At 74.2% G+C, this 21,977-nt stretch carries 12 protein-coding genes and 1 pseudogene; 3 read left to right on the top strand and 10 right to left on the bottom strand.

Annotated elements, in window-relative coordinates:
* Nucleotides 1-54: 54 nt before the first annotated feature.
* From ACFY15_RS14880 to ACFY15_RS14890, 3 genes are all read right to left on the bottom strand, one after another.
* On the bottom strand, nt 55-1,425 hold the full coding sequence (locus ACFY15_RS14880) for a sensor histidine kinase (RefSeq protein WP_390686868.1): 1,371 nt from the start codon (nt 1,423-1,425) through the stop codon (nt 55-57).
* Nucleotides 1,422-2,126, bottom strand: coding sequence for a response regulator transcription factor (locus ACFY15_RS14885; RefSeq protein ID WP_390686869.1), 705 nt, complete (start codon nt 2,124-2,126; stop codon nt 1,422-1,424). The genes ACFY15_RS14880 and ACFY15_RS14885 overlap by 4 nt, the downstream gene beginning before the upstream one ends.
* Before the next feature lie 177 nt (nt 2,127-2,303).
* Complete coding sequence (locus tag ACFY15_RS14890; RefSeq protein ID WP_390686870.1) at nt 2,304-2,996, bottom strand: NAD(P)-dependent oxidoreductase; 693 nt, start codon at nt 2,994-2,996, stop codon at nt 2,304-2,306.
* A gap of 76 nt (nt 2,997-3,072) precedes the next feature.
* Here ACFY15_RS14890 and ACFY15_RS14895 point away from each other — a divergent pair.
* Nucleotides 3,073-3,660, top strand: a pseudogene (locus ACFY15_RS14895) (TetR family transcriptional regulator); the annotation flags it as partial.
* Between the two features lie 500 nt (nt 3,661-4,160).
* Here ACFY15_RS14895 and ACFY15_RS14900 read toward each other — a convergent pair.
* The 6 genes from ACFY15_RS14900 to ACFY15_RS14925 all read right to left on the bottom strand — a co-directional run bounded on the left by ACFY15_RS14900 (nt 4,161) and on the right by ACFY15_RS14925 (nt 18,441).
* Complete coding sequence (locus ACFY15_RS14900; protein WP_390686871.1) at nt 4,161-5,612, bottom strand: FAD-dependent oxidoreductase; 1,452 nt, start codon at nt 5,610-5,612, stop codon at nt 4,161-4,163.
* Between the two features lie 78 nt (nt 5,613-5,690).
* Nucleotides 5,691-6,914: a LuxR C-terminal-related transcriptional regulator gene (locus ACFY15_RS14905; RefSeq protein ID WP_390686872.1), complete on the bottom strand. Its 1,224-nt coding sequence runs from the start codon at nt 6,912-6,914 to the stop codon at nt 5,691-5,693.
* On the bottom strand, nt 6,911-8,671 hold the full coding sequence (gene paaN / locus ACFY15_RS14910) for a phenylacetic acid degradation protein PaaN (protein WP_390686873.1): 1,761 nt from the start codon (nt 8,669-8,671) through the stop codon (nt 6,911-6,913). Before paaN ends, ACFY15_RS14905 begins: the two co-directional genes overlap by 4 nt.
* A 356-nt stretch (nt 8,672-9,027) precedes the next feature.
* Nucleotides 9,028-9,915: an SDR family NAD(P)-dependent oxidoreductase gene (locus ACFY15_RS14915; RefSeq protein ID WP_390686874.1), complete on the bottom strand. Its 888-nt coding sequence runs from the start codon at nt 9,913-9,915 to the stop codon at nt 9,028-9,030.
* Nucleotides 9,916-9,998: 83 nt separating this feature from the next.
* On the bottom strand, nt 9,999-11,180 hold the full coding sequence (locus ACFY15_RS14920) for an FAD-dependent monooxygenase (RefSeq protein WP_390686875.1): 1,182 nt from the start codon (nt 11,178-11,180) through the stop codon (nt 9,999-10,001).
* 1 nt (nt 11,181) lies between these two features.
* Nucleotides 11,182-18,441, bottom strand: coding sequence for an amino acid adenylation domain-containing protein (locus ACFY15_RS14925; RefSeq protein ID WP_390686876.1), 7,260 nt, complete (start codon nt 18,439-18,441; stop codon nt 11,182-11,184).
* A 198-nt stretch (nt 18,442-18,639) separates the two neighbouring features.
* On the opposite strand from ACFY15_RS14925, the gene ACFY15_RS14930 reads away from it, so the two are divergent.
* The gene (locus tag ACFY15_RS14930) at nt 18,640-19,431 is read left to right on the top strand and encodes an alpha/beta fold hydrolase (RefSeq protein WP_390686877.1); all 792 of its coding nucleotides are present in this window, start codon (nt 18,640-18,642) and stop codon (nt 19,429-19,431) included.
* A 218-nt stretch (nt 19,432-19,649) separates the two neighbouring features.
* On the opposite strand, the gene ACFY15_RS14935 is transcribed toward ACFY15_RS14930, so the two are convergent.
* Nucleotides 19,650-20,855, bottom strand: coding sequence for an MFS transporter (locus ACFY15_RS14935; protein ID WP_390686878.1), 1,206 nt, complete (start codon nt 20,853-20,855; stop codon nt 19,650-19,652).
* Nucleotides 20,856-20,987: 132 nt separating this feature from the next.
* Between ACFY15_RS14935 and ACFY15_RS14940 the strand changes: the two genes are divergently transcribed.
* Nucleotides 20,988-21,899 carry a LysR family transcriptional regulator gene (locus tag ACFY15_RS14940; protein WP_390686879.1) on the top strand — a complete coding sequence of 304 codons (912 nt, stop codon included), beginning with the start codon at nt 20,988-20,990 and terminating at the stop codon, nt 21,897-21,899.
* Nucleotides 21,900-21,977 lie beyond the last annotated feature (78 nt).

A 21,977-nucleotide genomic window follows, 5' to 3' on the forward strand; every position in this document is an offset into this window, starting at 1 on the left:
GGAACTCGCTCACGTCTCCTTCAGAACCGGTAAAGATCTCCGCGCCGGAACCCTCTACGCCCCGCCCTGCTCGTGCCCGCCCTCCGACCACAGCGGAAGATCCAGTACGGCGGTCAGCCCGCCGCCGGGGGTGTCCTCCAGCTGGGCCGTACCGCCGTTGACGGTGACCAGCCGGTGCACGATGGCAAGACCCAGGCCCGTGCCCCGGGCCTGCGGGTTGCCGAACCGGCGGAAGGCGACCGCCTTCGCCTCGTCCGTCATCCCGGGCCCGTCGTCCCGCACGAACACCCGGGCCCGCCCCCGTACCGTGCCGTGGCCGAGGGTGATGCTCCCGCCGGATTCCGCTGCCTCCACGGCGTTGGCGATCAGGTTGTCCAGGATCTGCTCCAGATGGCCCGCGCCCAGCGCGGCGCTCAGGGCAGGCCCCTCGGGCACGGCGGTCAGCCGGACGCCGTGCTCCTCGGCGACCGGGGACCAGGCCGCCACCCGTTCGGCGACCACCTCGTCGACCCGCACCGCGGCCGGACGCGGTGTCGTCTGCTCAGCACGCGCGACCGCCAGAAGTCCGTCGACCATCCGCGACAGACGCGCGATCTCCTCCTGCGCGGCGGCCAGCTCCACCGCTGTGTCCGGCTCGGACCCGGCGGCCAGCACGTCGAGGCGCAGCCGCAGCGCAGCCAGCGGCGTGCGCAGCTGGTGGGACACATCGGCGATCACGGCCCGGTGACCGTGGACCAGGGCCTCCGTGCGGGCGGCCATGGTGTTGAAGGTGGCGGCCAGCCGGCGCACCTCCGGCGGGCCGGCCCCGACCTCGGCCCGCTCGTCGAGGGCGCCCTCGCCCAAGCGCCGGGCGCTGGCGTCCAGCGTCGACAGCGGACGGCTGACCCAGCGGGCGAGCCGGACGGACAGCAGCATGGACGCCGCAAGACCCGCGACACCGATCGCGGCGGACCAGCCCCAGATCGCCGCGATGCGGGCGTCCAGTGGACCGGCGGAGCGGGCCAGCACGACCGCGCCGGCGGGCCGGCGCGCCTCTCCGGCCGGTTCCGCGGCGAGCAGCCGGCCCTCGTTCTCCGGCGGCTCCGGCTCGTGCCCGGCCAGTACGTCTTCCACGAGCTCCTCCGCCTCCTCGCCCTGGGCCGCCGTGCACGGGGTACCGGCCACCAGGCGCCCGGAGGCGTCGTACACCGCCGCGCAGTCCCCCGCCCGGGCGGCGGCCTCGAGCTCCTGTTCCAGGACGGTCGCGGGCTTGTTGTCGGAGAGGTGCTCCTCGGCCGCCGCCGCGATCACCCGGGTGGCCGACCGCTGACTGTCGCGGTAGGCGACGCGCTCGCGCGCCGTCAGCGACACCGCCAGCGGCACGACCGCCAGCACCAGCAGCACGGACGTGAGAACAAGGAACGTCCAGGTGATCCGCCGGGTCACGACCGCTCCCGCGGCACCTCGACCGCCCCGAGCCGGAACCCCTGCCCGTAGACCGTCTCGAGCAGCCCCGGCACGCCGAGCTTGCGACGCAACGCCGCCACATGCACGTCCAGCACCTTCGTCGGGCCGTACCAGTGGGCGTCCCAGGCCCGCTCCAGAATCTGCTGGCGGCTCACCACCCGCCCAGGATCCGCAGCCAGACACTCCAGGATGCCGAACTCCTTCGGCGTCAGCGCCACCGCACGTCCGTCGACCGAGACCTGCCGGGTACGGAGGTCGACCGTCAGCGGCCCGTGCCGCAGGAGCTCCGGCTCAGCCGGACGCCGACGGCGCAGCACGGCCCGGATCCGCGCAAGGAGCTCGGCAAGACCGAAGGGTTTGACCAGGTAGTCGTCGGCGCCCTCGTCCAGGGCCACCACCCGGTCGGCCTCCTCGCCCCGCGCGGTCACCGCGATGATCGCGGCGTCCGAACGTGCCCGCAGTCTCCGGCACACCTCGACGCCGTCGATGTCCGGAAGTCCAAGATCCAGCAGGACGACGTCGGGCGTGGGCGACGACAGCGCCGCCCGCCCGGTCCGCACACCCTCGGCCTCGTATCCGGCCTGCCGGAGGCCACGTACCAAGGACTCCGCGATGCCCCGGTCGTCTTCAACGACCAGCACCCGTGTCTCCTCGGGATCGCCCCCGGTCCCGGCGTTCATCTCTGACCGCCTCCTTCGGCTGAGGTAACGGCTACGCCGACTCTCCCAGGCTGCGCCAACGTTCCGTGACGACGGTAGGGGCCGTTCGGGTCCCTGCTCGACAGCGGCGTGGAGGTGGCCGTGTGCGGGAGGTGGGGAACGCTCGTGCGATGGCGGAAAATTGGAAGATGGGGCGACTCACTTCTTCTTCACGCCCTCGTTCCAGATCAGCTTGGCGATGTTCGGCTTCACGGCCGTGGTGATGACGCCCATGGCCGTACGGACGTACCGCCGCTCCGTCATCTCGCGCAGCATGCTCGCGGCGAGGTCGGCACGGGCGGTGAAGACGCCGTCGGCGCTCGTCTCGGCAGTGTGGTAGTCCGTGACGACGGGGTGTTCGAACAGGCCCGAAGGCCGGACGAAGGTCCAGTCGAGGCCCGTCTGACGGATCACGGCCTCCATGCGGCGCATGTCCTCGTGGAGGGTACGGCCGAGGCGTCGGTTCACCAGCGGGTCGAGCACATGGTTGAAGAAATGCGCGCCGGTAGGGCGCCAGTTCGGGTCAGCGATGCTGGAGCTGACGGCGAGCAGCCGCTTGATGCCGTGGCGGGCCATGGCCCCGGTGATGACGGCGGCGCTCGCGGAGTAGGTGGTGATGGTCTCCTTGCTGAAGCGCGCGCCCAGCGCGGAGAGGACGGCGTCCGTGCCGTCGATCGCGGCGTCGACAGCCGCCGGGTCGGTGGCGTCTGCGACGGCCACGGCAAGGCCGGGCTGCGCGGACAGGGAGCCGGGTCTGCGGGTCACGGCGACGACCTCGTGGCCGGCGGCCAGGGCCTGATCGGTGAGGCAGCGGCCGGTCGGTCCGTTGGCGCCGAAGACTGCGATACGCATGGTGTCGGGTCATCCCTTCGTGCGGTAGCGGGAACGCCCTTGACTGTGCTGCTCATTCAACGCAGGCTCAACGCCGATGAATAACGCCGTCCCTGCCCCCGCCCGTCCCCGAGGCCGCCCCCGCGGCAACCCGCCGACCCGTGAGTCGATCGTCTCGGCGGCCCGCTCGCTGTTCCTGGAGCACGGCTACCGGGGCACCACCCTGCGTGCGGTGGCCGGGGCCGCCGGAGTCGACCCGGCGCTGATCGCGTACCACTTCGGCTCGAAGAAGGGCCTGTTCGCGGACGTGATGCAGTTCCAGTGCGCCAGTGCGCTGGCGGTGGACGACGTCCTCGGCGGCGATCCGGCCACCCTCCCCGACCGCCTGATCGACGCGGTGACCGGCCTGTGGGAGGACGCCGACTTCCAGCAGCTCACCATCCAGGGCGACGAAGCCGCCGAGGTGGTCCGCGAATACCTGGAACGCGAGCTGCTGGCCCGGCTTGTTGAATTTCTCGGCGGCCGGGACGCGACCGCCCGCGCCACGGCCGTGGTGACGATCCTCGGCGGCCTCATCTACACCCGCTACCTCAACCCCCTCCCCACCCCTGCCGCCCTCACCCCGTCCGAGATCCGTCACAGCCTGACCCCGGCGCTGCGCGCGGTACTGGCCCCGCGGCTGCGCGCCGCGGCGCCCACCACTGCCGGCCGTCGGGGCTCGCCGACCTCGGGCGCAGGCGCCGTCCGCCAGGGCGGCTTCACAGGCCGTGACGGCCATGTCGCCGCCGAGAGGCGGCAGGTCGACAAGGAACCTCCGCACCCGCCCAATCGGACCAGTTGGGGACCGGTCTCCAGGTCCTGCGACGCTTCTTGACCCGGCCAGGGTGCGCTAGAGGTCACAAGCCGACACCCTCGCCGGCTTCCTCGACCAGCTGGAGGAGGACAGCTCACCGCGGTTCGGCCGCCCACGGCCGGGGGCGAGCGGTGCCAGGCGTTGAGCAGTGCGGTGGGGCCGACGCCGGCGAGGGCCTGACCGAGTGGAGCGAGCGGTCCGTGGAAGCGAGGCCGGACTCGCTGACGTCGACGGTTTCCATGCCCGCGAAAGCCCGCACGGTCTGCGAGGACGAGGAACGCCGGACTCCGCCGCCTGGGATGTTCCTCCCGGCCGGAAGGACGTGCCCGGCGTCAGCGGCGGAAGGCGGAGGGGTCCAGGGAGGCGAGGCGTTTGACCGCGGACGGGACGCCGCGGCCGCGGTCCTCACGGTGCTCCACCGCCCGCAGGGCGGGTATCACCAGCCGGGCTCCCGGGTAGCGGACCGGTTCCGGGGGGATCCAGCCGCCCGGGGGGCGGGTGAAGGCGGAGCCGGACCACTCGTCGGCCGTGCCCAGGACGAGGGAGGCCAGCACCTTGGCCATCAGGCGGGACGGGCCCACACCGTCGCCCGAGTAGCCGGTGGCGTAGCAGACCCCGGGTACGGACTTCAGCCAGCCGGCGAAGGGCAGCGAGGTGGTGGAGTACTCGACCGGCGCGGTCCAGGCCATGTCCATGGGGGCGTCGGCGAGTTCGGGGAAGAGCCGGGCCAGCTGCGCCCGGAGTTCGGCGGGGCGCAGGGGGTCGCCCCACAGGGTGTCGGCACCCGCCTGCCCGTACGCCACGCCGGATCCGCCCTTGCCGAAGACCAGCCTGCCGTCCGGGGTCGTGCGGTAGTAGTTCAGCCTCCGCCGCGCGTCGCAGACCGAGGTCCCGCCGTCCCAGCCGAGGGCCGCGAGCCGCTCCGGGACGGGCCGGGTCAGGACGGTGTCGCTGGCCACGGTCACCATGCGGCGGCCGAGGTCCTCCAGTTGCCCTGCCCAGGCGTTGACGGCCAGGACCACCCGGCCCGCGCGCACCCGTCCGTAGGGCGTGTGCGCGGTGGTGGCGCCGCCGGGCGCGTTGCGCAGGGCGGTCAGCGGGGTGCGTTCGTGGATGCGGACGCCGGCGTCCAGCGCGACCCGGCGCATCCCCCGGGTCAGCTTCGCGGGTTGCAGGGTGGCGCAGCCCGGGTCGAGGACGCCGCCGAAGTGGTTGCGGGTGCCGACCGCGCGCCGCGACTCCGCTTCGGAGACCTCGTGCAGCGGCCCGGTCCCGGCCCGCCGCAGGTCCTCCAGTGTCCGCAGCCAGGCCCCGCGCTGGGCGGGGGAGGAGGCCGCCCACAGCCACGGGCCGCGCCGGTGCTCGATGTCGATCCCGTGGCTCTCGGCGAAGTCGAGGATCTCGTCGACGGCCCGCGCGGAGGCCTCGCCGATACGGAGCGCCTCCTCGTACCCGCCGATCGTGACCAGGCTGCTGAACCGGGCCCACATCGGCATCAGGTAACCGGCGTTGGCCCCGCTGGCCCCGGCGCCGCACACGTCGGCCTCGATCAGCACGATGTTTGTGCCGGGGGCACGCCGCAGGATCTCCAGGGCGGTCCACAGGCCGGTGAAGCCACCGCCCACGACGAGGACGTCGCAGCGGACCTCGTCCAGCAGCTGCGGTGCGCGGCCGTCGTCGGGTTCGGCGGCCAGGGCGTCGCGGAGCCAGGCGGTCCGCCGGGCCGGCGCGGGGGTGTCGGGGCGCGGCCAGGCGCCGGCGAGGACAAGGTCGGGGGCGTTCACGGTGCGGCTCTCCACGGTCGGTGTGCGGATGCGGTGGGGGAGGGGGCGGGGTGGTGCGTGCCGGCGGGGTGTGCCCGGTCAGTTCTGGCGGGCGCGGGCCGCGTGGCCCGCGGGGTCCGGGTGTTCGGCCGCCGTCAGCAGGTCGATGCGCGAGCTCACCCCGTAGGCCTTGAACAGCTTGCGCAGGTGGTAGTTGACGGTGTGCGGGGACAGGGCCAGACGCCGGGCGATCTGCTGGTTGGTGAGGCCCTCGCGGACCAGCCCCACCAGCTCCCTCTGCTGCCGGCTCAGTTCGGGTCCGGCGGGCGGAGCCGCGTGGAGGCCGGTCGTGGTGCGCAGGGCGGCCGCCTCCCGCTGGAGCGAGAGCCGCAGCGACTCGGGGACGGACTCGGCGACGAGGCGGCGCAGCAGCGGGCCGGCGAAGACGGCCCGGCCCTCCTCGTTGCGCACGACCCCGGTGGCCGTGACCTCCTCCAGCACCGGCAGCAGGGCCGAGACCGAGGTCCGCAGCAGCAGCGCGACGTCCTCGTAGACCACCTCGCACCCCAGGACCGCCGCGACGCGCAGCAGTTGGCGGCACTCGGGGGAGAACCGTTCCAGGGTGGCCCGCGTCCGCAGGGCCAGCCGCGCCGGCAGCCGGCTGGTCAGCAGCCGGGCCTCTCCGTCCACGGTCGCGAGGGAGTCCTCCTCCCGCAGCCCGGCCAGCAGTTCGAGCAGCAGCCGCGGGTGCCCGCGGGCCTGGTCCAGCAGGCGGACCAGGTCGGGCGCCGGCTCGGCGGCCAGCAGGTCGCGGGCGAGGTCCAGGGCGTGGGAGGGGCTGAGCGGGCCGAGGGAGAGGCGCTCGCTGCGGCCCGTCAGGCCGGACGGCAGGACGGGGCCCGCGCCCGGCCGGTGGGCGACCAGCCAGACCACGGGCCGCTCGGCGCCGGCCTGCTCGCGCGGTGCGTAGGGCCTGCGGGGCGACGCGCCCTGGCCGGGCCGGGCGTCGTCGACCAGGATGAGGAGGGGCCCGGTGGCGGCGGCGGGGCAGCGGCCGGGCCGGCCCCGGCCGTGCCGGGCCGCCGCGGCGCGGCGCCGTGCGGGGAGCCGCTCCGTCCACGGGTCGGGGTGGTGGCGGGCGTAGCCCAGGTCGTCGGCGAGGGCGGCGGCCTCCCGCAGCAGCCGGGTCTTGCCGATGCCCGGCATGCCCTCGACCGTCAGCACGGCGCGCCCGGTGCGGCGGCCGTGGTCGAGCACCTCGCGGACGGTCCGCATCTCCCGCTCGCGCCCTCGCAACGGCAGCTCGGTGAGGGTGCGGTTCATATCGAACCGCCGTAGCGGCGCACGCCGACGGTGTGGAAGCGCGCGGTCACGAACGCGGGGTCGCAGTACACGGCGTTGCCGGACGGGTTCAGGCCCGTGCCGTGGAGGTCGGAGTAGACGGCCGACTGGGAGATGTACCAGTCGCCCATCAGGTTGGCCGAGAGCATCACGCCGGCCTGCGCGCAGGCACGTTCCATCGCCGCCTCCACCTCCGGTGAGGTGGAGTAGAGGCCGACGGAGAGCGCACCGCACTCGCGCGTGGTGCGGGCGACGAGCTCCACCCCGGCGGCGGCGGAGTCCACCGCCACCGCGAGGACCACCGGGCCCTGCCATTCGGACAGCAGCACGGCCCGGTCCGCCTCCCGGCCCGCGTCGAGGGCCACCACGGCCGGGGTGCGGACGACCGCCTCCGGGTGGCGGGGGTCGCGCACCGCGCGGGAGGGCACGGCGACGGGTCCGGCCGCTCCGGCGGCGACCCGTTCGACCCGGTCGAGGACCGCGGGTCCGAGCAGTGCGCCCAGGATCCCGCTCGCCCGCGCGTCGTCCTCCAGCAGCCCGGCGAGGGCGCCGCCGAGGTCGGCGACGACCTCGGTGAAGGAGCGGTGCCCCTCGTCGGTGCTGATCCCGTCCCGCGGGATCAGCAGGTTCTGCGGGCTGGTGCACAGCTGTCCGCTGTAGAGGGAGACCGAGAAGGCGAGGTTGGCGAGCATGTCGCGGTAGTCGCGGGTCGACTCGACGAGCACGCTGTTGACCGCGGATCCGGAGGTGAACACGCGCGCCTGCCGGGCGTTGTCCTCCAGCCAGGTCCCGAAGGCCGTGCCGCCCGCGTAGTCGACCAGGCGCACCTCGGGCCGGACGGCCAGCCTGCGGGCCAGTCCCTCGCCGGGGTACTCGGCGGCCAGGCACACCAGTTCGGCGGGGAGCCCGGCTTCGGTGAGCACCTCGCGGGCGGTGCGGACGGTGAGCGCCAGCGGCAGGACGGCGGCCGGGTGCGGTTTGACCAGGACGGGGTTGCCGGTGGCCAGGGAGGCGAAGAGGGCCGGGTAGCTGTTCCAGGCGGGGAAGACGCTGTTGGCGACGACCAGGGAGACGCCCCGGGGGACCGCCGTGAAGGTCTTGGAGAGCGTCAGGGTCCGGCCGTTCCCCAGGGGTTTGCGCCAGAGCGCCGCGGCCGGCATCCGGGTCTGCTCCTCCAGGGCGCGGGCCACCGCCTCCAGACCGCGGTCCTGGGCGTGCACGGCGCCGGCGTGGAACGCCATCAGGAAGTTGTGGCCGCTGGTGTGCACGGCGGCGTGGGCGAACTCGGAGCTGCGGGTGTTGACGCGGTGCAGGATCTCGGCGCACACCGCCGCCCGGACGTGGGGGCCTGCGTCGCGCCAGACCGGCAGGGCGGCCTCCATGGTGGGGAGCAGGACGTCGGGGTCGCAGTGCGGGTAGGAGACCTCCAGGAGGCCCCCGTACGGGGAGCGCTCGCCGCCGGCCTCCGGGGCGGGGCCGACGGTGCCGTCCCGGCCGGGCTGGCCGAGGGTGAACTCCCTGCCGAGGAGCGCGCGGAACGCGGCCTCGCCGGCCTCCCGGGCGCCCGGGCCGTAGGCGTGGGGGTCCTCGGGGTCCTCGGAGTACGGGGACCAGTGCGCGCGGGTGCGGACGGTCTCGCGGGCCTTGTCCAGGGTGTCGGCGTGGCGGGCGGCGAACAGGGCCGGGGCGGAGGGTTCGGCGTGGGTTCCGGGAACGGGCAGGGGCACGGTGTGCGCCATGGTCCTCATCCTTGTCGAACGGGTGGGGGGTCGGTCCGAGTGCGAACCGTGGAACGCGGAGACTCCTGGCGATCACGATAAATCGGCACTTTCGGACCCACGTCGGAGTCCGGTCATGAGAGGAATTGACGGGCCGTTCACACGATTCCGAGGCGGATCGGACGTGTTCGGGGCCCTGCCGGCGCTCCTGCCGGGTGCGCGTCACCGGCCGGACGAGGCCCTTTGGGCCCGCCCGCCGGGGAGGGAGAGCAAAACGTGATGATGGCCATATTGCCCGACAACTCACGACTATCAGCCGCAAACTGGCTCGATAGCGTCAGTCGCCCCTCCCCGGCGGGCCCGCCGACTGGCGGGTTCTACTCGGTGATCGGCCGCAGGTACCGGTCGAGCGCCGCGTCGGGCAGCACCCGGGCCAGCACGCTCACCCTGCGGGCGTCCGCCCCGACCCGGTAGCGGGTCCTGGGCCGCCGGGCCGTGAGGGCCACCCGTACCGTCTCCGCGAAGTCCTCCGGCCGGGTGGTGCTCTCCCGCGCCTGCCTCTCGTTCCGGTGCAGGAACCGGCCGAAGGGGATCCGGTACAGCTCGGCCACCGGTCCGGGGACCCCGTCCATCGCGTCCCGCGCCACCCCGGAGACCTTGCCCCAGATCGGCGTCATGATGGCGCCCGGCTGTACGAGGGCGACGTCCACCCCCTGCGGGGCCAGCTCGCGGCGCAGCACGTCGGTCAGCGCCTCCTTGGCGAACTGGGCCGCCGCGTACGCCCCGAGGAAGGGGATCGCCACGCTGCCCAGGCCCGAGGTCACGTTGACCACCCGGCCGCGGGTGCGCCGCAGCAGCGGCAGGAACGCCTGGGTGACGGCCAGCTGCCCCACCACGTTGGTGTCCAGCTGCGCGCGCAGCCGCTCCGGCGAGACGCACTCCAGCGGCGCCGACACGCAGATCCCGGCGTTGTTCACGAGCCCCCACAGGCCCGCGTCCCCGGTCTCGGCCGCGACCCGTTCGGCCGCCGCGGCCACCGACTTCTCGTCGGTCACGTCGACCCGTACGGGCAGGATCCGGCCGGACCCGCCGCCGGCCCCGGCGAGCGCGGCCCCGTCGGGCTCCCTGCGGACCCCCGCGAAGACCCGGAAGCCCGCGTCGGCCAGCCGGAGCGCGCAGACCCGGCCGAGGCCCGAGGAGGCGCCGGTGACCAGCACGGACCGGCCGCGCGGGGACAGGGCGGGGCGCTGCGGGACGGACGGCACGAACTTCCTCCTCGGGGACTCGGCGGCACCGGGAGATCCGGCGGCACCGGGGGACTGGGCGGAGCCGGGGGATCCGGCGGCGGTCATCCGGCCACCGCCGGGAAGGTGAGGGCGTCCTCCAGCGTGCGCGTGAGCCGGCGTTCCGGCATGAACCGGAAGTAGGCGTCCCGCACCGGCCGCCGGAACGGGTCCTCGGACTGCTCGAAGGTGCTGATGCCGCGCGAGGCGGCGACCATGCCCCGGGTCCGCTCGCGGCGCTCGTCCTCGTACCGGCGCAGCGCGCGCGGCAGGTCGCCCGCACCGCGCAGGGCCCGGCCGAGGACCACGGCGTCCTCGATGGCCATGCCCGACCCCTGGCCGAGGCTGGTCAGCATCGGGTGCGCGGCGTCGCCCAGCAGGGTCACCGGGCCCCGGCCCCACCGCTCCAGGAAGGCGCGGTCCCGGGAGGGCACCGCGATGATCGACTCCTCGGGGGTGGCGAGGATCGCCTGCCGCACCTCGTCGGCCCAGCCGGCGTAGCTGTGCAGGATCTCCGCCTTGCCGCCCTTCCAGTCCTGGGAGAGCTCGGCGGGCATGTTCTTCGTCCCCCACCAGTACAGCCGCCCGGCCCCCATGTCGACGAGGCCGAAGCGCTTGCCGCTGCCCCAGAAGTGGGTGACCGAGCCCGGGGTGAACCGGGGGTGGGAGAACGGCACGACCGCCAGCCAGCAGATGTAGCCGCTGTCCTGCGAGTCCTCGGGGCCCACCAGCTGTCTGCGCACGACCGAGTGGAAGCCGTCGGCCCCGATCAGCACGTCGCCCTCGGCGGTGCTCCCGTCGTCGAAGGCGACCCGCACCCCGCCGCCCGGCAGTCCCTCGGACTCGAACCCGGTCGCGGCCGCGCCCAGCCGGACCGGAATGCCCTCCGCGGCCTCCAGCAGCGACTGCTGGAGGTCGGCCCGGGTGATCAGGACGCTCGGCACCCCCAGCCGGCCGATGATCTCCGGGAAGGGGAACTCCCGGATCAGCCGGCCCGAGGCCGTCTTCACCCGGTACGAGCGCAGGGCCTCGCCGCGCTTCTCCAGGTCGATGCCCACGCCCAGCGAGTTCAGGGCCCCGACGGCGTTGCTCATCACGGACAGGCCCGAGCCCGCGGCACGCAACTCGCCCGCCCGCTCGTGGACCTCGACGTCCAGGCCCGCCTCGCGCAGCGCGATCGCGGCGGTGAGGCCGCCGATGCCCGCCCCGAGGACCAGGGCCTTCCTGCGTTCCGTCTGCTTCGTCATCTCACTGTCCGATCAGTTCGGTGACGACCCGGACCATGTGGGCCACGTGCGGCTCCTCCATGATCGTGAGGTGGTCGCCGGGTACGTCCAGGACGTCGAGCCTGCCGACGGTGCGCTCCCGCCAGCCGTTGCTGGGGTCGGCGTGCATGCTCTCGATCGCGGTGTGCATGGAGTTGAGGACATCCGGCAGCGGCTCGGAGGCGTGGATGAGGACCATGTCCTGGTCGACGACCTCGGGCCGGTAGGCGAACGCCGCCTTCCAGTTGGCCTCGTACACGTGGAACAGGCGCCGCACCACGGCCCCGCCGCTCCCCGCGGGCAGTACGCCCTCGTCGCTCGCCAGTTTGGCGATGAAGTCGAACTTCTCGTCCAGCGTGGTCAGTTCGGCCGGGATCAGCTCCAGCGGGGAGTCCCCGCCGCGCCGCAGCCACAGCAGTTCCCAGAAGAACCAGCCCAGCAGCGCCTCGTCGCCCGTGGTCAGCCGCCGGCCCGGGTTGAGGGCGGTGGTGTCCAGGAGCACGAGCCGCGCGATCTCCTCGCCCGCCGCCCGCAGCTGACGGGCGATCTCGAAGGCCACGAACCCGCCGAACGACCAGCCGCCGACGACGTACGGGCCGCTCGGCTGCACCCGGCGCATGGCCTCGACGTAGCTCGCCGCGATCTCCTCCACGCTGCGCAGCGGCTCGGTGCCCGGATCGCCGCCCGCGGCCTGGAGGGCGTAGAACGGCTGGTCCTCCTCCAGGTACTTGGCGAAGCGCACGTAGCAGAGCACGTTGCCGCCCATCGGGTGGACGAAGAACACCGGGCGCTTCGACCCGGCCGGGCGGATCGGCACCAGCGGGTCGAAGGCCGTCGTCGCCCCGCCCGAACGCAGCCGCCGCGCCAGCTCGGCCACGGTCGGCGCCGACACGAACTCGGACAGCGGGACGCTGATCCCGTAGCGCTGCTCGATCTGGACCACCAGGCGCATCGCGGTGAGCGAGGTCGCCCCGAGGTCGAAGATGTTGTCGTGCACGCCCAGGCCGGTCAGCTGGAGCAGGTCGCCCACGAGCTCCGCCAGGGTCTGCTCGTACGCGTCGCGCGGCGCGGCCGCGGTGTCCCCGCCGGCCGCGGCGGACAGCGGGAGCGCCCGCAGTGCCGCGTCGTCCCGCTTGCCGCTCGGGGTCAGCGGCAGCGCCGCCACCCACTCGATGTGCGAGGGCATCATGTACTCGGGCAGTACTGTCCGCAGCTGCTTGCGCAGCAGCGCCGGGTCGGCGCCGTCCGGGACCCCGGTCAGGAAGGCCGCGAGGAAGGAGTCGCCGCCCTCCCGGCGCCGGGCCACGACGGCGGCCTCCGCGATCCCGGGGTGCCCGGCGGCGAAGCGGGTGATGGCCAGCTCCACCTCGGCCGGCTCCACCCGGTAGCCGCGCACCTTCACCTGGGCGTCGGCCCGGCCCAGGCACACCACGTTCCCGTCCGGCAGGACGAAGCCGAGGTCGCCGGTGCGGTACACGAGCTCCCCCGCCACCGCGGCCGCGGGGGACGGGTGCGGGAGAAACCTTTCGTCGGTGAGGTCCTGGCGGCCCACGTAGCCCTCCGCCAGGCAGGCGCCCGCCAGGTACAGCTCGCCGCGCACCCCGGCCGGGACCGGACGCATCCGGGAGTCCAGGACGAGCACCGCCGAGCCCGTGACGGCCCGCCCGATCGGCGGCAGCGCCGGGAAGGCGGCCGGATCGCCGGTCATCGTGTACGTGGTCACCACGTGCGACTCGGTCGGCCCGTACTGGTTCTCCAGCAGCACCCCCGGCAGGGCCGCGCACAGCCGGCGTATCTCGCCGGTGACGCGCAGCTGCTCGCCGGAGGAGAGCAGGGCCCGCAGCGAGCGCGGGACCAGGCCGAGCGCGTCCGAGGCCTCGGCGAGCTGCTGGAGCGCGACGTACGGCAGGTACAGGCGCTCCACCCCGGCCCGGTCGAGCAGCCGCAGCAGGGCGGGCATGTCGCGGCGCTCGTCCTCGGAGAGCAGCAGCAGGGTGCCGCCGCCCGCGAGGGTGGAGAAGATCTCCTGGAAGGAGACGTCGAAGCTCAGGGGCGCGTACTGGGCGGTGACCCCGCCGGCCACGCCGCTGGGGACGGAGTTCTGCCAGGCGACCAGCCGGCCCAGCGAGCGGTGCGGCATCGCCACGCCCTTGGGCGCGCCGGTGGAGCCGGAGGTGAACAGGACGTAGGCGATCGAGTCGGGTGTGATGTCCGCGGTCACCTCCGCCGGGATGCGCGGCAGGTACGGCCGCCCGTCCTCCTCGCCGAACAGGTCCTCGGCGGGCAGCACGAGCCCCGGGACGCCCACGGTCGAGCGGTGCGCGGCGCCCGCGACGACCCGGAAGGGGCGGGCCTGCCTGATCATCGAGGCCAGCCGGTCCACCGGGTAGGTGACGTCCAGGGGCACCGTCGCGGCGCCGGCCCGCATGACGCCGAGGATCACGGCGACGGTCTCCGGGGAGCGGTCCATGGCGATGCCGATCCGGTCGCCCGGGCGGGAGCCGATGGCGAGCAGCTCGCGGGCCACGCGGTCGGCGGCCCGGTCCAGTTCGGCGTAGCTCCAGCGGCGGTCGCCGAAGACCAGCGCCGTGGCGTCGGGGGTCCGCGCGACCTGCGCGGCCACGGCCCGTACGACGTCCGGCGGGCCGTCGGCCCCGGCCCGCTCCGCCGGCGCGGACTCCGCCGAGGGGGCCAGGAAGCCGAAGTCCGGGGCCTCGTCGGGGTGGTGGACGAGCCGGTCGAGGACCGCGGTGAACCGCTCGGCGTACAGGTCGGCCTGGGCCGGGGTGAAAGTCTGCCCGTGGTGGTCCAGCCGCAGGCGCACCGAGCCCTCCACCGGGTCGGTCATGGCGTTGACGAGCAGCTGGAAGTTGGTCTCCTCCCAGGTCCGGAAGTCCAGCAGCCGGACCCCGGGCAGGGTGAACACCCCGGCCAGCTGGCGGAAGTGGATGTAGTTGAAGGCGGTGTCCAGGACAGCGGCGCCCCGGTCCTCCTGGATGGCGCTCAGCGGGTACCGGCGGTGGGCGTGGCTCTGCTGCTCCTGCCGGAACGCCGCCCGGACCACGTCCGCCCAGCTGTCGGCGGCGATGCCCAGCCGCACGGGCATGGTGTTGAGGAAGAGGCCCGTGACGCGGTCGCCGCCCTCCAGCTCGGGCCGCCCGTGGGTGACCAGGCCGGTCGTGATGTCCTCGGAGCCGGAGAACAGCCCCAGGGTCAGGCAGTGCGCCGCGAACAGCACCGACTTCACCGGCAGGGCCCGCTCCCGTGCGAACCGGTTCACCTGCGCGGTGAGGTCGTCCGGGAGGTCCACGATCCGGGTGATCTGCGTGTCCGGGCCGGGGACCTCGTGGCCGCGGAACGGCTCCAGCCGCAGCAGCGGCGCGTCCCGCAGCCGCTCCCGCCAGAAGGCGCGGGTCCGCTCCGACTCCAGGGCCTCGCGCTCCGCCCGCACGTGGTGCGCGGCCGACGGCAGGACGGTCTCGGCGACCGCCGCGACGGGGTGACCCAGCCCGTGCAGGTAGTCCTGGAGCAGTTCGGCGACCAGGGTGGCGACGCTGCCACCGTCGAGGAGGGCGTGGTGGAAGCTCAGCACCAGCTCCAGGGAGTCCGGGCGGACGTAGGCGCGCAGGTGGTACAGCGGCGCCCGCTCGAACACGTAGCGGTGGTGGCGGCGTTCCTCGACGTGCGCGCCGATCTCGGCCAGGGCCGCGGCCTCCTCGCGGCCGCGCAGGTCCACCGCGTCGAACCCGCCGGCCACCTCGTGGTCGACGATCTGCAGCGGCTCGGAGAAGGAGCCCAGGTCGAAGGAGGAGCGCAGCACGGGGTGTCGTGCGACCAGCCGCTCGAAGGCGCGGCGGAAGCCCTCCTCGTCCCACGCCGCCGTCACGCTGTACTGGAACACGTCCCGGTAGACGGCCGAGTCCTGTTCGGCCCGGCTGTGGTAGAGCAGCCCGAGCTGGAGGCGGGTCAGCGGGTGGGCGTCGGCCCGTCCCTCCAGGCGGGCCCGGTCGACGCCCGACACCAGGGCGAACGGGGGAAGTTCGGCGTCGGGTGCGGCCGGGGCCCCGCCGGCGGTGGCCAGGGCCGCCAGCCGGGCGACGGTCGGCTGCTGCACCAGGTCGGTGAGGGAGAACACGATGCCGGCCCGCTCCGCCCGGGAGCGGATGCGCAGCATCGTGATGGAGTCCCCGCCCAGGGCGAAGTAGTCGTCGTGGACGCCGACCCGGTCGGTCTCAAGGACCTCCGCCCAGATCGCGGCGAGGGTCTCCTCGGTGGCGTCGCGCGGGGCCGTGTACCCGGAGCCGGAGTCCGCCGCGGGCGCGGGAAGGGCGCGGCGGTCGGCCTTGCCGTTGGGGGTGAGGGGGACCGCGTCGATCCGGATGAAGTGCGCCGGGACCATGAACTCGGGCAGCACCGCGGACAGTTCGGCGCGCAGGTGCGCCGCGCCGAGGTCGGAGCCGGCCACGTAGTAGCCGACCAGGACGGTGCCCCGGCTGTCGGACCGGTGGTCGACCACCACGGCGTCGCGCACGCCGGGCAGGGAGGCGAGCCGGTTCTGGACCTCGCCCAGCTCCACCCGGTTGCCGCGGATCTTGACCTGGCCGTCGATGCGGCCGAGGTACTCCAGCGTGCCGTCGGCCAGCCAACGGGCCAGGTCGCCGGTGCGGTAGAGCCGCCCGCCCGGGACGAAGGGGTCCTCGGTGAACTTCTCCGCGGTCAGCTCGGGCCGCTCCAGGTAGCCGCGGGCCACGCCGACGCCGCCGATGCACAGCTCCCCGGGGACACCGGCGGGCTGGAGCCCGCCGTACGCGTCCAGCACGTACAGCCGGGTGTTGTCGATGGGGCGGCCGATGGGAACCCGGCGGACCGGGCCCTCGGCGGGGCAGTCGTGGTACGAGACGTCGACGGTGGCCTCGGTCGGGCCGTACAGGTTGACCAGGCGGGGAGCGTCCGTGCCGCGGCCGGCGAAGACCCGGTTGAACTGCTCCACACGGGCGGCGGGCAGGGCCTCGCCGCTGCAGAACACCCGGCGCAGGGAGCCGGCCTCGCCGCGCAGCTCCGGCGCGTCCTCCAGCAGGTCCAGGAACGGGCCGAGCATCGAGGGGACGAAGTGCAGGGTGGTGACGCGCTGTTCGGCGATCGTACGCAGGATGCCGCGCGGGTCGCGCTGGCCGCCCACGGGCAGCAGGGCCAGGCCGGCGCCCTCGATCGCCCACCAGAAGAGCTCCCAGACGGAGACGTCGAAGGAGATGGGCGTCTTCTGGAGCAGGACGTCGTCCTCGCCGACCGGGTAGGCGTTCTGCATCCAGGCCAGCCGGTTGACCACCGAGTGGTGGTCGACCATCACGCCCTTGGGGCGGCCGGTGGAGCCCGAGGTGTAGATGACGTAGGCGAGGTCGTGCGGACCGGCCTGCTCCGCCACCGGCCCGTCCGGCCCGGTCAGCAGCTCCGCGGTGGCCAGCACCGGCACCGCCAGGTCACCGGCCCGTCCGGCGTCGTCGGCGAGGACCGCCTTGGCACGGCTGTCCTGGAGCAGGAAGGCGATCCGCTCGGCCGGGTAGCCCGGGTCGACGGGGACGTAGGCGGCGCCCGACTTCAGGACGCCGAGCAGGGACGTGATCAGCAGTGGGGAGCGGTCCATCAGGACGGCCACCCGGTCGCCGGCGCCCACGCCGTGGCCGCGCAGGGCGTGCGCCACCTGGTTGGAGCGGGCGTCGAGGTCCGCGTAGGTCAGCCGGGCGCCGTCGGCGCCGGTGACGGCGGTGCGTCCGGGGGTCCGCGCGGCCTGCTCGGCGATCAGGGAGTGGACGGTCCGGTCGTGGGCGTACGGCGCGTCGGGCCCCTGCCACAGCTCGGTGAGCTCCTTGAGCTCGGCCTCGTCGAGGACCGGAAGGGTCACCGCGGGCCGTCCGGGTTCGGCCAGTCCTGCGGCCAGCAGCCGCAGCAGGTGTCCCGCGACCGCGGTGACGGGGAGGTCCTCGTCGAACACGTCCACGGCGTAGTCGAGGTCGACCCGCAGCGCGGCGTCGTCCTCGAAGGCGTGGACCATCACCGACAGGGCGTCCTGGTGGTGGACGGGTGCCAGGACGACGGAGTCCAGCACCGCACCGGGCAGCGGGGCCGGGCGGGGGTGGCGCAGGTAGGACAGGGTGACGTCGAACAGGCGGCGGGAGCCGGCGCCGACGGCCGGCAGGTCGCGCAGCACGTCGCCGAGGGACAGCCGCTCGTGCCCGCGCAGCGCGTCTGTGCCGCGCCGGGCGGCGGCGGCCAGCTCGGGCAGGGTGGTCCGCGGACCCACCGCCAGGCGCAGCGGCAGGTTGTTGGCGAGCTGGCCGACGGTCCCGAGCTCGGCCTCCGTGCGGCGGTTGCGCAGCGGGACGCCGAGGACGAACTCCTCGGCGCGGTGCACCCGGCTGAAGTAGGCGGCGAAGGCGGCCGCGAGGTACGCGAACGGGGAGCCGCCGGCGTCCCGGATGCGGCGGACCAGCTCGGCGTCGACGGTGAAGGTGTGCCGGTCCCGGCGCTGCCCTCCCACGGGCGCCACGGTGGCGCGGGTGAACAGGGCGGGCCGGACGCCCGCCAGCGCCTCGCGGAAGTGGGCCCGGTCCTCCTCGAAGGCGGCGGAGGCCCGGTAGGCGGCCTCGGCCTCGACGAGGGAGGCGGTCGAGCCGGCGGAGGCGGCGGAGGCGGCGGAGGAGGCGGAGGAGGCAGAGCCGGCGGAAACGGCCGCGGGAGCCCCGCCGCCGGTGAGGGCGGCGTAGCGCTCCCACAGGTCGAGGGAGACCCGGTTGAGCGCCCAGGCGTCGGCGATCAGGTGGTGCGCGTTGAGGTGCACATGGACGACCGAGGCACTCTCGCGCAGCACCGCGGCCGTGAACAGTCGCGAACGCCGCAGGGTGAAGGGGCGGGTGAGGGAGCGCTCGCGCCAGGCGGCGCAGGCCGCCGCGGGATCGCTTTCGCCGGACAGGTCGGCGTAGGCGACCCAGGGGTCCGCCGCCTCCTCGCCGCCGGCCGCGGCGACCCACTGGAAGGGGGTCCCCGCGTGTTCGTCGAAGCGCAGCGAGAACGCGTCGTGGGAGCGCAGGGCCGCTTCCAGGGCCTCCTGCAAGCGGTCCGCGTCGACCTCGCCGGCCAACCGCTCGTGCAGGACCACGTTGAACTGGGGGTCACCCGGCGCGGTGGACTCGGCGATCCAGATGTCCTGCTGATAGGCGGACAGAGGGAGCTGGCGTGTAGCGGGCATCGGCCTTCCTTCGTTAATTCGGACAGCCGGATGTTTTTCGCCGTCCGATGATCAGGAGCCTACGTTTCCCGCAATCGAGTACACCACTACTCGTATGAGTAGACGCGGACTACTCGTTCAAGTAGTCGTACCGGGGAACATGTGATTCGCCCGCTATCGGGTCAAGAATTTCCGTAGGTGCTCGCTAACATCTCCGTCATGACCTCCACACCTCCTTCCCGGAAATCCGTCCTCGTGCGCGGAAGCGGTCCTGGGCTGCTGCTCGCGCACGGAGCGGGCAGTGACATCGAGGACAGCTACGGCCCCGTCATCGAAAGTCTCGCGGCCCGCAGGACCGTGGTGGGGCCCGATTATCCGGGCTCCGGCGATAACCCCCTCCCGGACCTTCCGCTGACGCTCGACATGCTGTCCGACCACATTGTGGAAAGCGCCGTGCAATCCGGAGTGCATTCATTTGCCGTATCCGGATTCTCGATGGGGTCGGCAGTGGCCGTACGGGCCGCCGTACGGCATCCCGAACGTGTTTCCGCGCTGGTTCTCTCGGCCGGTTTCGCCCGGCGGAACGCGCGCCTCAAGCTGGCGGTCGACACCTGGCGCGCGCTGGGCGCCCCGGGCGGCGACGGCCGGGTCCTGGCCTCCTACCTCTCGCTGCTGGTCGGCGGCACCCGCTGGCTCGACGCCCGCTCCGAGGCACAGGTCGACGAGCAGCTGGAGCTGTTCGCCGCGGGCATGCCGCCGGGTGCCGACGCGCAGCTCGCGCTGTTCGACGGGATCGACGTCCGGGCCGATCTGGCCCGGATCGCGGTGCCCGTCCTCGTCGTCTCACCCTCGGGTGACCTCCTCACCACTCCCGTTCACTCCCGCGAACTCGCCGAGGGGATCCCGGGCGCCCGGCTCGCGACCCTCGACTGCGGCCACGCCATCGCCGCGGAGCGGCCGGCCGAATGGGCCGCGCTGATCGACGGCTTCCTGACCTCCGTCGGAGGCTGACCGCCGAGCCCCGGCGGGGCGCCCGTGCCGCCGTCGGCGCCGCCGGTGCGGCCGGGCCTCCGCCGGGGTCGTCCGCCGGTGCGGCCGGGTCTCCGCCCGGAGGCCTGCCGCACCGGCGGCGCCGGCCGTACCCGACCGGCGGCCGTGAGCCCGGCGTCCGGCCCCGCCGCCCCCGGCACGGGGCGGCGCGGCCCGGGGGAAGGACGCCGGGCCCGGTCTCAAAGACGTCCGGAGTCGGGGGACTTGCCGAACGCGGTCACCAGCAGGGCCGCCGCCGCCAGGCCCGCGCCCAGCCACATGACGGCCGTGACGCCGATCCCGTCGGCCGCCAGTCCGCCCAGCAGGGCTCCCAGGGCGATGGCCCCGTTGAAGACGCCGACGAACAGGGCGGACACGCCTTCGCGCGCCTCGGGCACCGAGGCCAGCAGCCAGGTCTGGGTACTGACCGACACGCCGCCGTACGACAGGCCCCACACCGCGAGCAGCACCCCGGCGGTGAGCACGGAGCCGCCGAGCAGCGGCATCAGCGCGACCGTCGCCGCCAGGACGGCGCTGATCACCAGCAGGGTGCCGCGCGGCGAGCGCCCGGCGCCCGCGCCGGCGGCGAAGTTGCCCGCGACACCGGCGAGTCCGTACACCAGCAGCAGGGTGCCGATCATCCCGGCACTCGCCCCGGAGACCTCCTCCAGCACGGGCCGTACGTACGTGTAGGCGGCGAAGTGGCCCGTGACCACCAGGGCCACCACGGCGAGCCCCGTGCGTACCCGGGCGTCGCCGGTCAGCCGCAGCACGCCGCCGAGGCGCACCTCCTGCTCGGCGGGGAGTCTCGGAAGCGCGGCCGCCAGCGCGACCAGCACCACCAGCGCCAGTACGCCCACCGTGACGAACGCCGTCCGCCAGTCGGCCAGTTCGCCGATGTAGGTGCCCGCGGGTACCCCGAGCACCGAGGCGACCGCGATCCCGCTGAAGACGAGGGAGGTCGCCGGCCCGATCGACTTCGGCGGCACGAGCCGCACCGCCAGCCCCGCCGCGATCGCCCAGACCCCGCCCATGCCGATGCCGACGAGCACGCGGGCGAGCACCATCACCGCGAAGTGCGGCGACCACGCGGCGAGCAGGTTGCCGACGGTCAGGACCGCCATCAGCGCGCACAGCACCCTCCGCCGGTCGAACCGTCCGAGCAGCGGGGTCAGCAACGGTGCCGACACCGCGCCCACCAGTCCGGTGATGGTCAGGGTCAGTCCGGCGGTGCCCTCGGTCACCTCCAACGCGTCGCCGATGGGCGTCAGCAGGCCCACCGGCAGCATCTCCGACGTCACGACGGTGAACGTCGCGCTCGCGACCGCCGCGACGCCCAGCCAGCCGCGCCCCGCGGAACGCTCGGGCCCTCCGGTGGTGTCCGCAATTTCCTCAGTCTGTGCCATGCCCCCAGCCAACCCGCGCCGACCTGCGGGAACAACGGCCGATCCCTCATCCTTCGATGAGCTGGGCTACTCGATGGGCCGGGGCCGGCCCGTGACCGGCCGTGTACAAAGGGACATCATGGAGGGAACAGCATGAGTGGTGTGGAGATACGCGAACTGGAGGCGTTCCTGGTCCTGGCCCAGGAGTTGCACTTCGGCCGGGCCGGGGAGCGGCTGTACGTCTCGCAGAGCCGGGTGAGCCAGCTGCTGAGGTCGCTGGAACACCGCATCGGCGCCCCGCTCGTCGAACGCACCAGCCGCCGGGTGGCCCTGACACCGCTCGGCGAGGACTTCCTCGCCGGCCTGCGCCCCGCGTACGACGCCCTGCGCGCCACTGTCGACGAGGCGCGGGCCGCCGCCCGCGGGATGGGCGGGGTCCTGCGCATCGGCTTCCAGGGCACGGTCGACGACTACCTCAGCCGGGCCATCGCCCGCTTCGGCGACCGCTACCCCGAGTGCGCCATCGACATCGTCGAGATCCCGCTCTCCGACCCCTTCGGGCCGCTGCGCCGCCAGGAGGTGGACTGCGCGGTGGTCCTGCTGCCGGTGGCCGAGGAGGACCTCGTCCTCGGACCGGTCTTCTCGCGCCAGCCCCAGACCCTCGCCGTGTCGGTCCGCCACCCGTTCGCCGCCCGGGAGTCGCTGTCCGCGGAGGAGCTCGCCGACTGCCGGCTCATCGGCATCGACGGGGGAGCCCCCGACTACTGGCGGCGCGCCCAGGCCCCGGGCCTGACCCCGGGAGGCCTGCCCGTGCCGGCCGGGCCCAGCGTCAACACCCTCCAGGAAGGGCTGAGCCTGACCGCGGCCAACCGCGGCGCCATGCTGCTGTGCCGTTCGACGGCCGAGTACCACGGGCGCCGCGACTCCCTCACCTTCGTTCCCGTACAGGGCCTGCCCGACTCCGAGCTGGGCCTGATCCGCCACCGCCTGAGGCCCTCCGCCCAGGCGTCCGCCTTCGCCGAGGCGGTGGCCGAGGCGACCGGAGCGGACCGGGCGGACGGGTAGCCGCGGCGCGGCCGGCGTCCGAACGGCGCGACGGGAGGCCCCGGTTCGGCCGATTCGGCCACGGTGGCGGGACGACAT

The organism is Streptomyces sp. NPDC001373 (assembly GCF_042895815.1).
Taxonomy (GTDB): Bacteria; Actinomycetota; Actinomycetes; order Streptomycetales; family Streptomycetaceae; genus Streptomyces.

Excerpts from the sequence above, each read along its gene's own strand:
- ACFY15_RS14885 (WP_390686869.1), bottom strand. The coding sequence starts at position 2,126 with ATGAACGCCGGGACCGGGGGCGATCCCGAGGAGACACGGGTGCTGGTC.
- ACFY15_RS14890 (WP_390686870.1), bottom strand. The coding sequence starts at position 2,996 with ATGCGTATCGCAGTCTTCGGCGCCAACGGACCGACCGGCCGCTGCCTC.
- ACFY15_RS14905 (WP_390686872.1), bottom strand. The coding sequence starts at position 6,914 with ATGAACCGCACCCTCACCGAGCTGCCGTTGCGAGGGCGCGAGCGGGAG.
- paaN (WP_390686873.1), bottom strand. The coding sequence starts at position 8,671 with ATGGCGCACACCGTGCCCCTGCCCGTTCCCGGAACCCACGCCGAACCC.
- ACFY15_RS14920 (WP_390686875.1), bottom strand. The coding sequence starts at position 11,180 with ATGACGAAGCAGACGGAACGCAGGAAGGCCCTGGTCCTCGGGGCGGGC.
- ACFY15_RS14925 (WP_390686876.1), bottom strand. The coding sequence starts at position 18,441 with ATGCCCGCTACACGCCAGCTCCCTCTGTCCGCCTATCAGCAGGACATC.
- ACFY15_RS14930 (WP_390686877.1), top strand. The coding sequence starts at position 18,640 with ATGACCTCCACACCTCCTTCCCGGAAATCCGTCCTCGTGCGCGGAAGC.
- ACFY15_RS14935 (WP_390686878.1), bottom strand. The coding sequence starts at position 20,855 with ATGGCACAGACTGAGGAAATTGCGGACACCACCGGAGGGCCCGAGCGT.
- ACFY15_RS14940 (WP_390686879.1), top strand. The coding sequence starts at position 20,988 with ATGAGTGGTGTGGAGATACGCGAACTGGAGGCGTTCCTGGTCCTGGCC.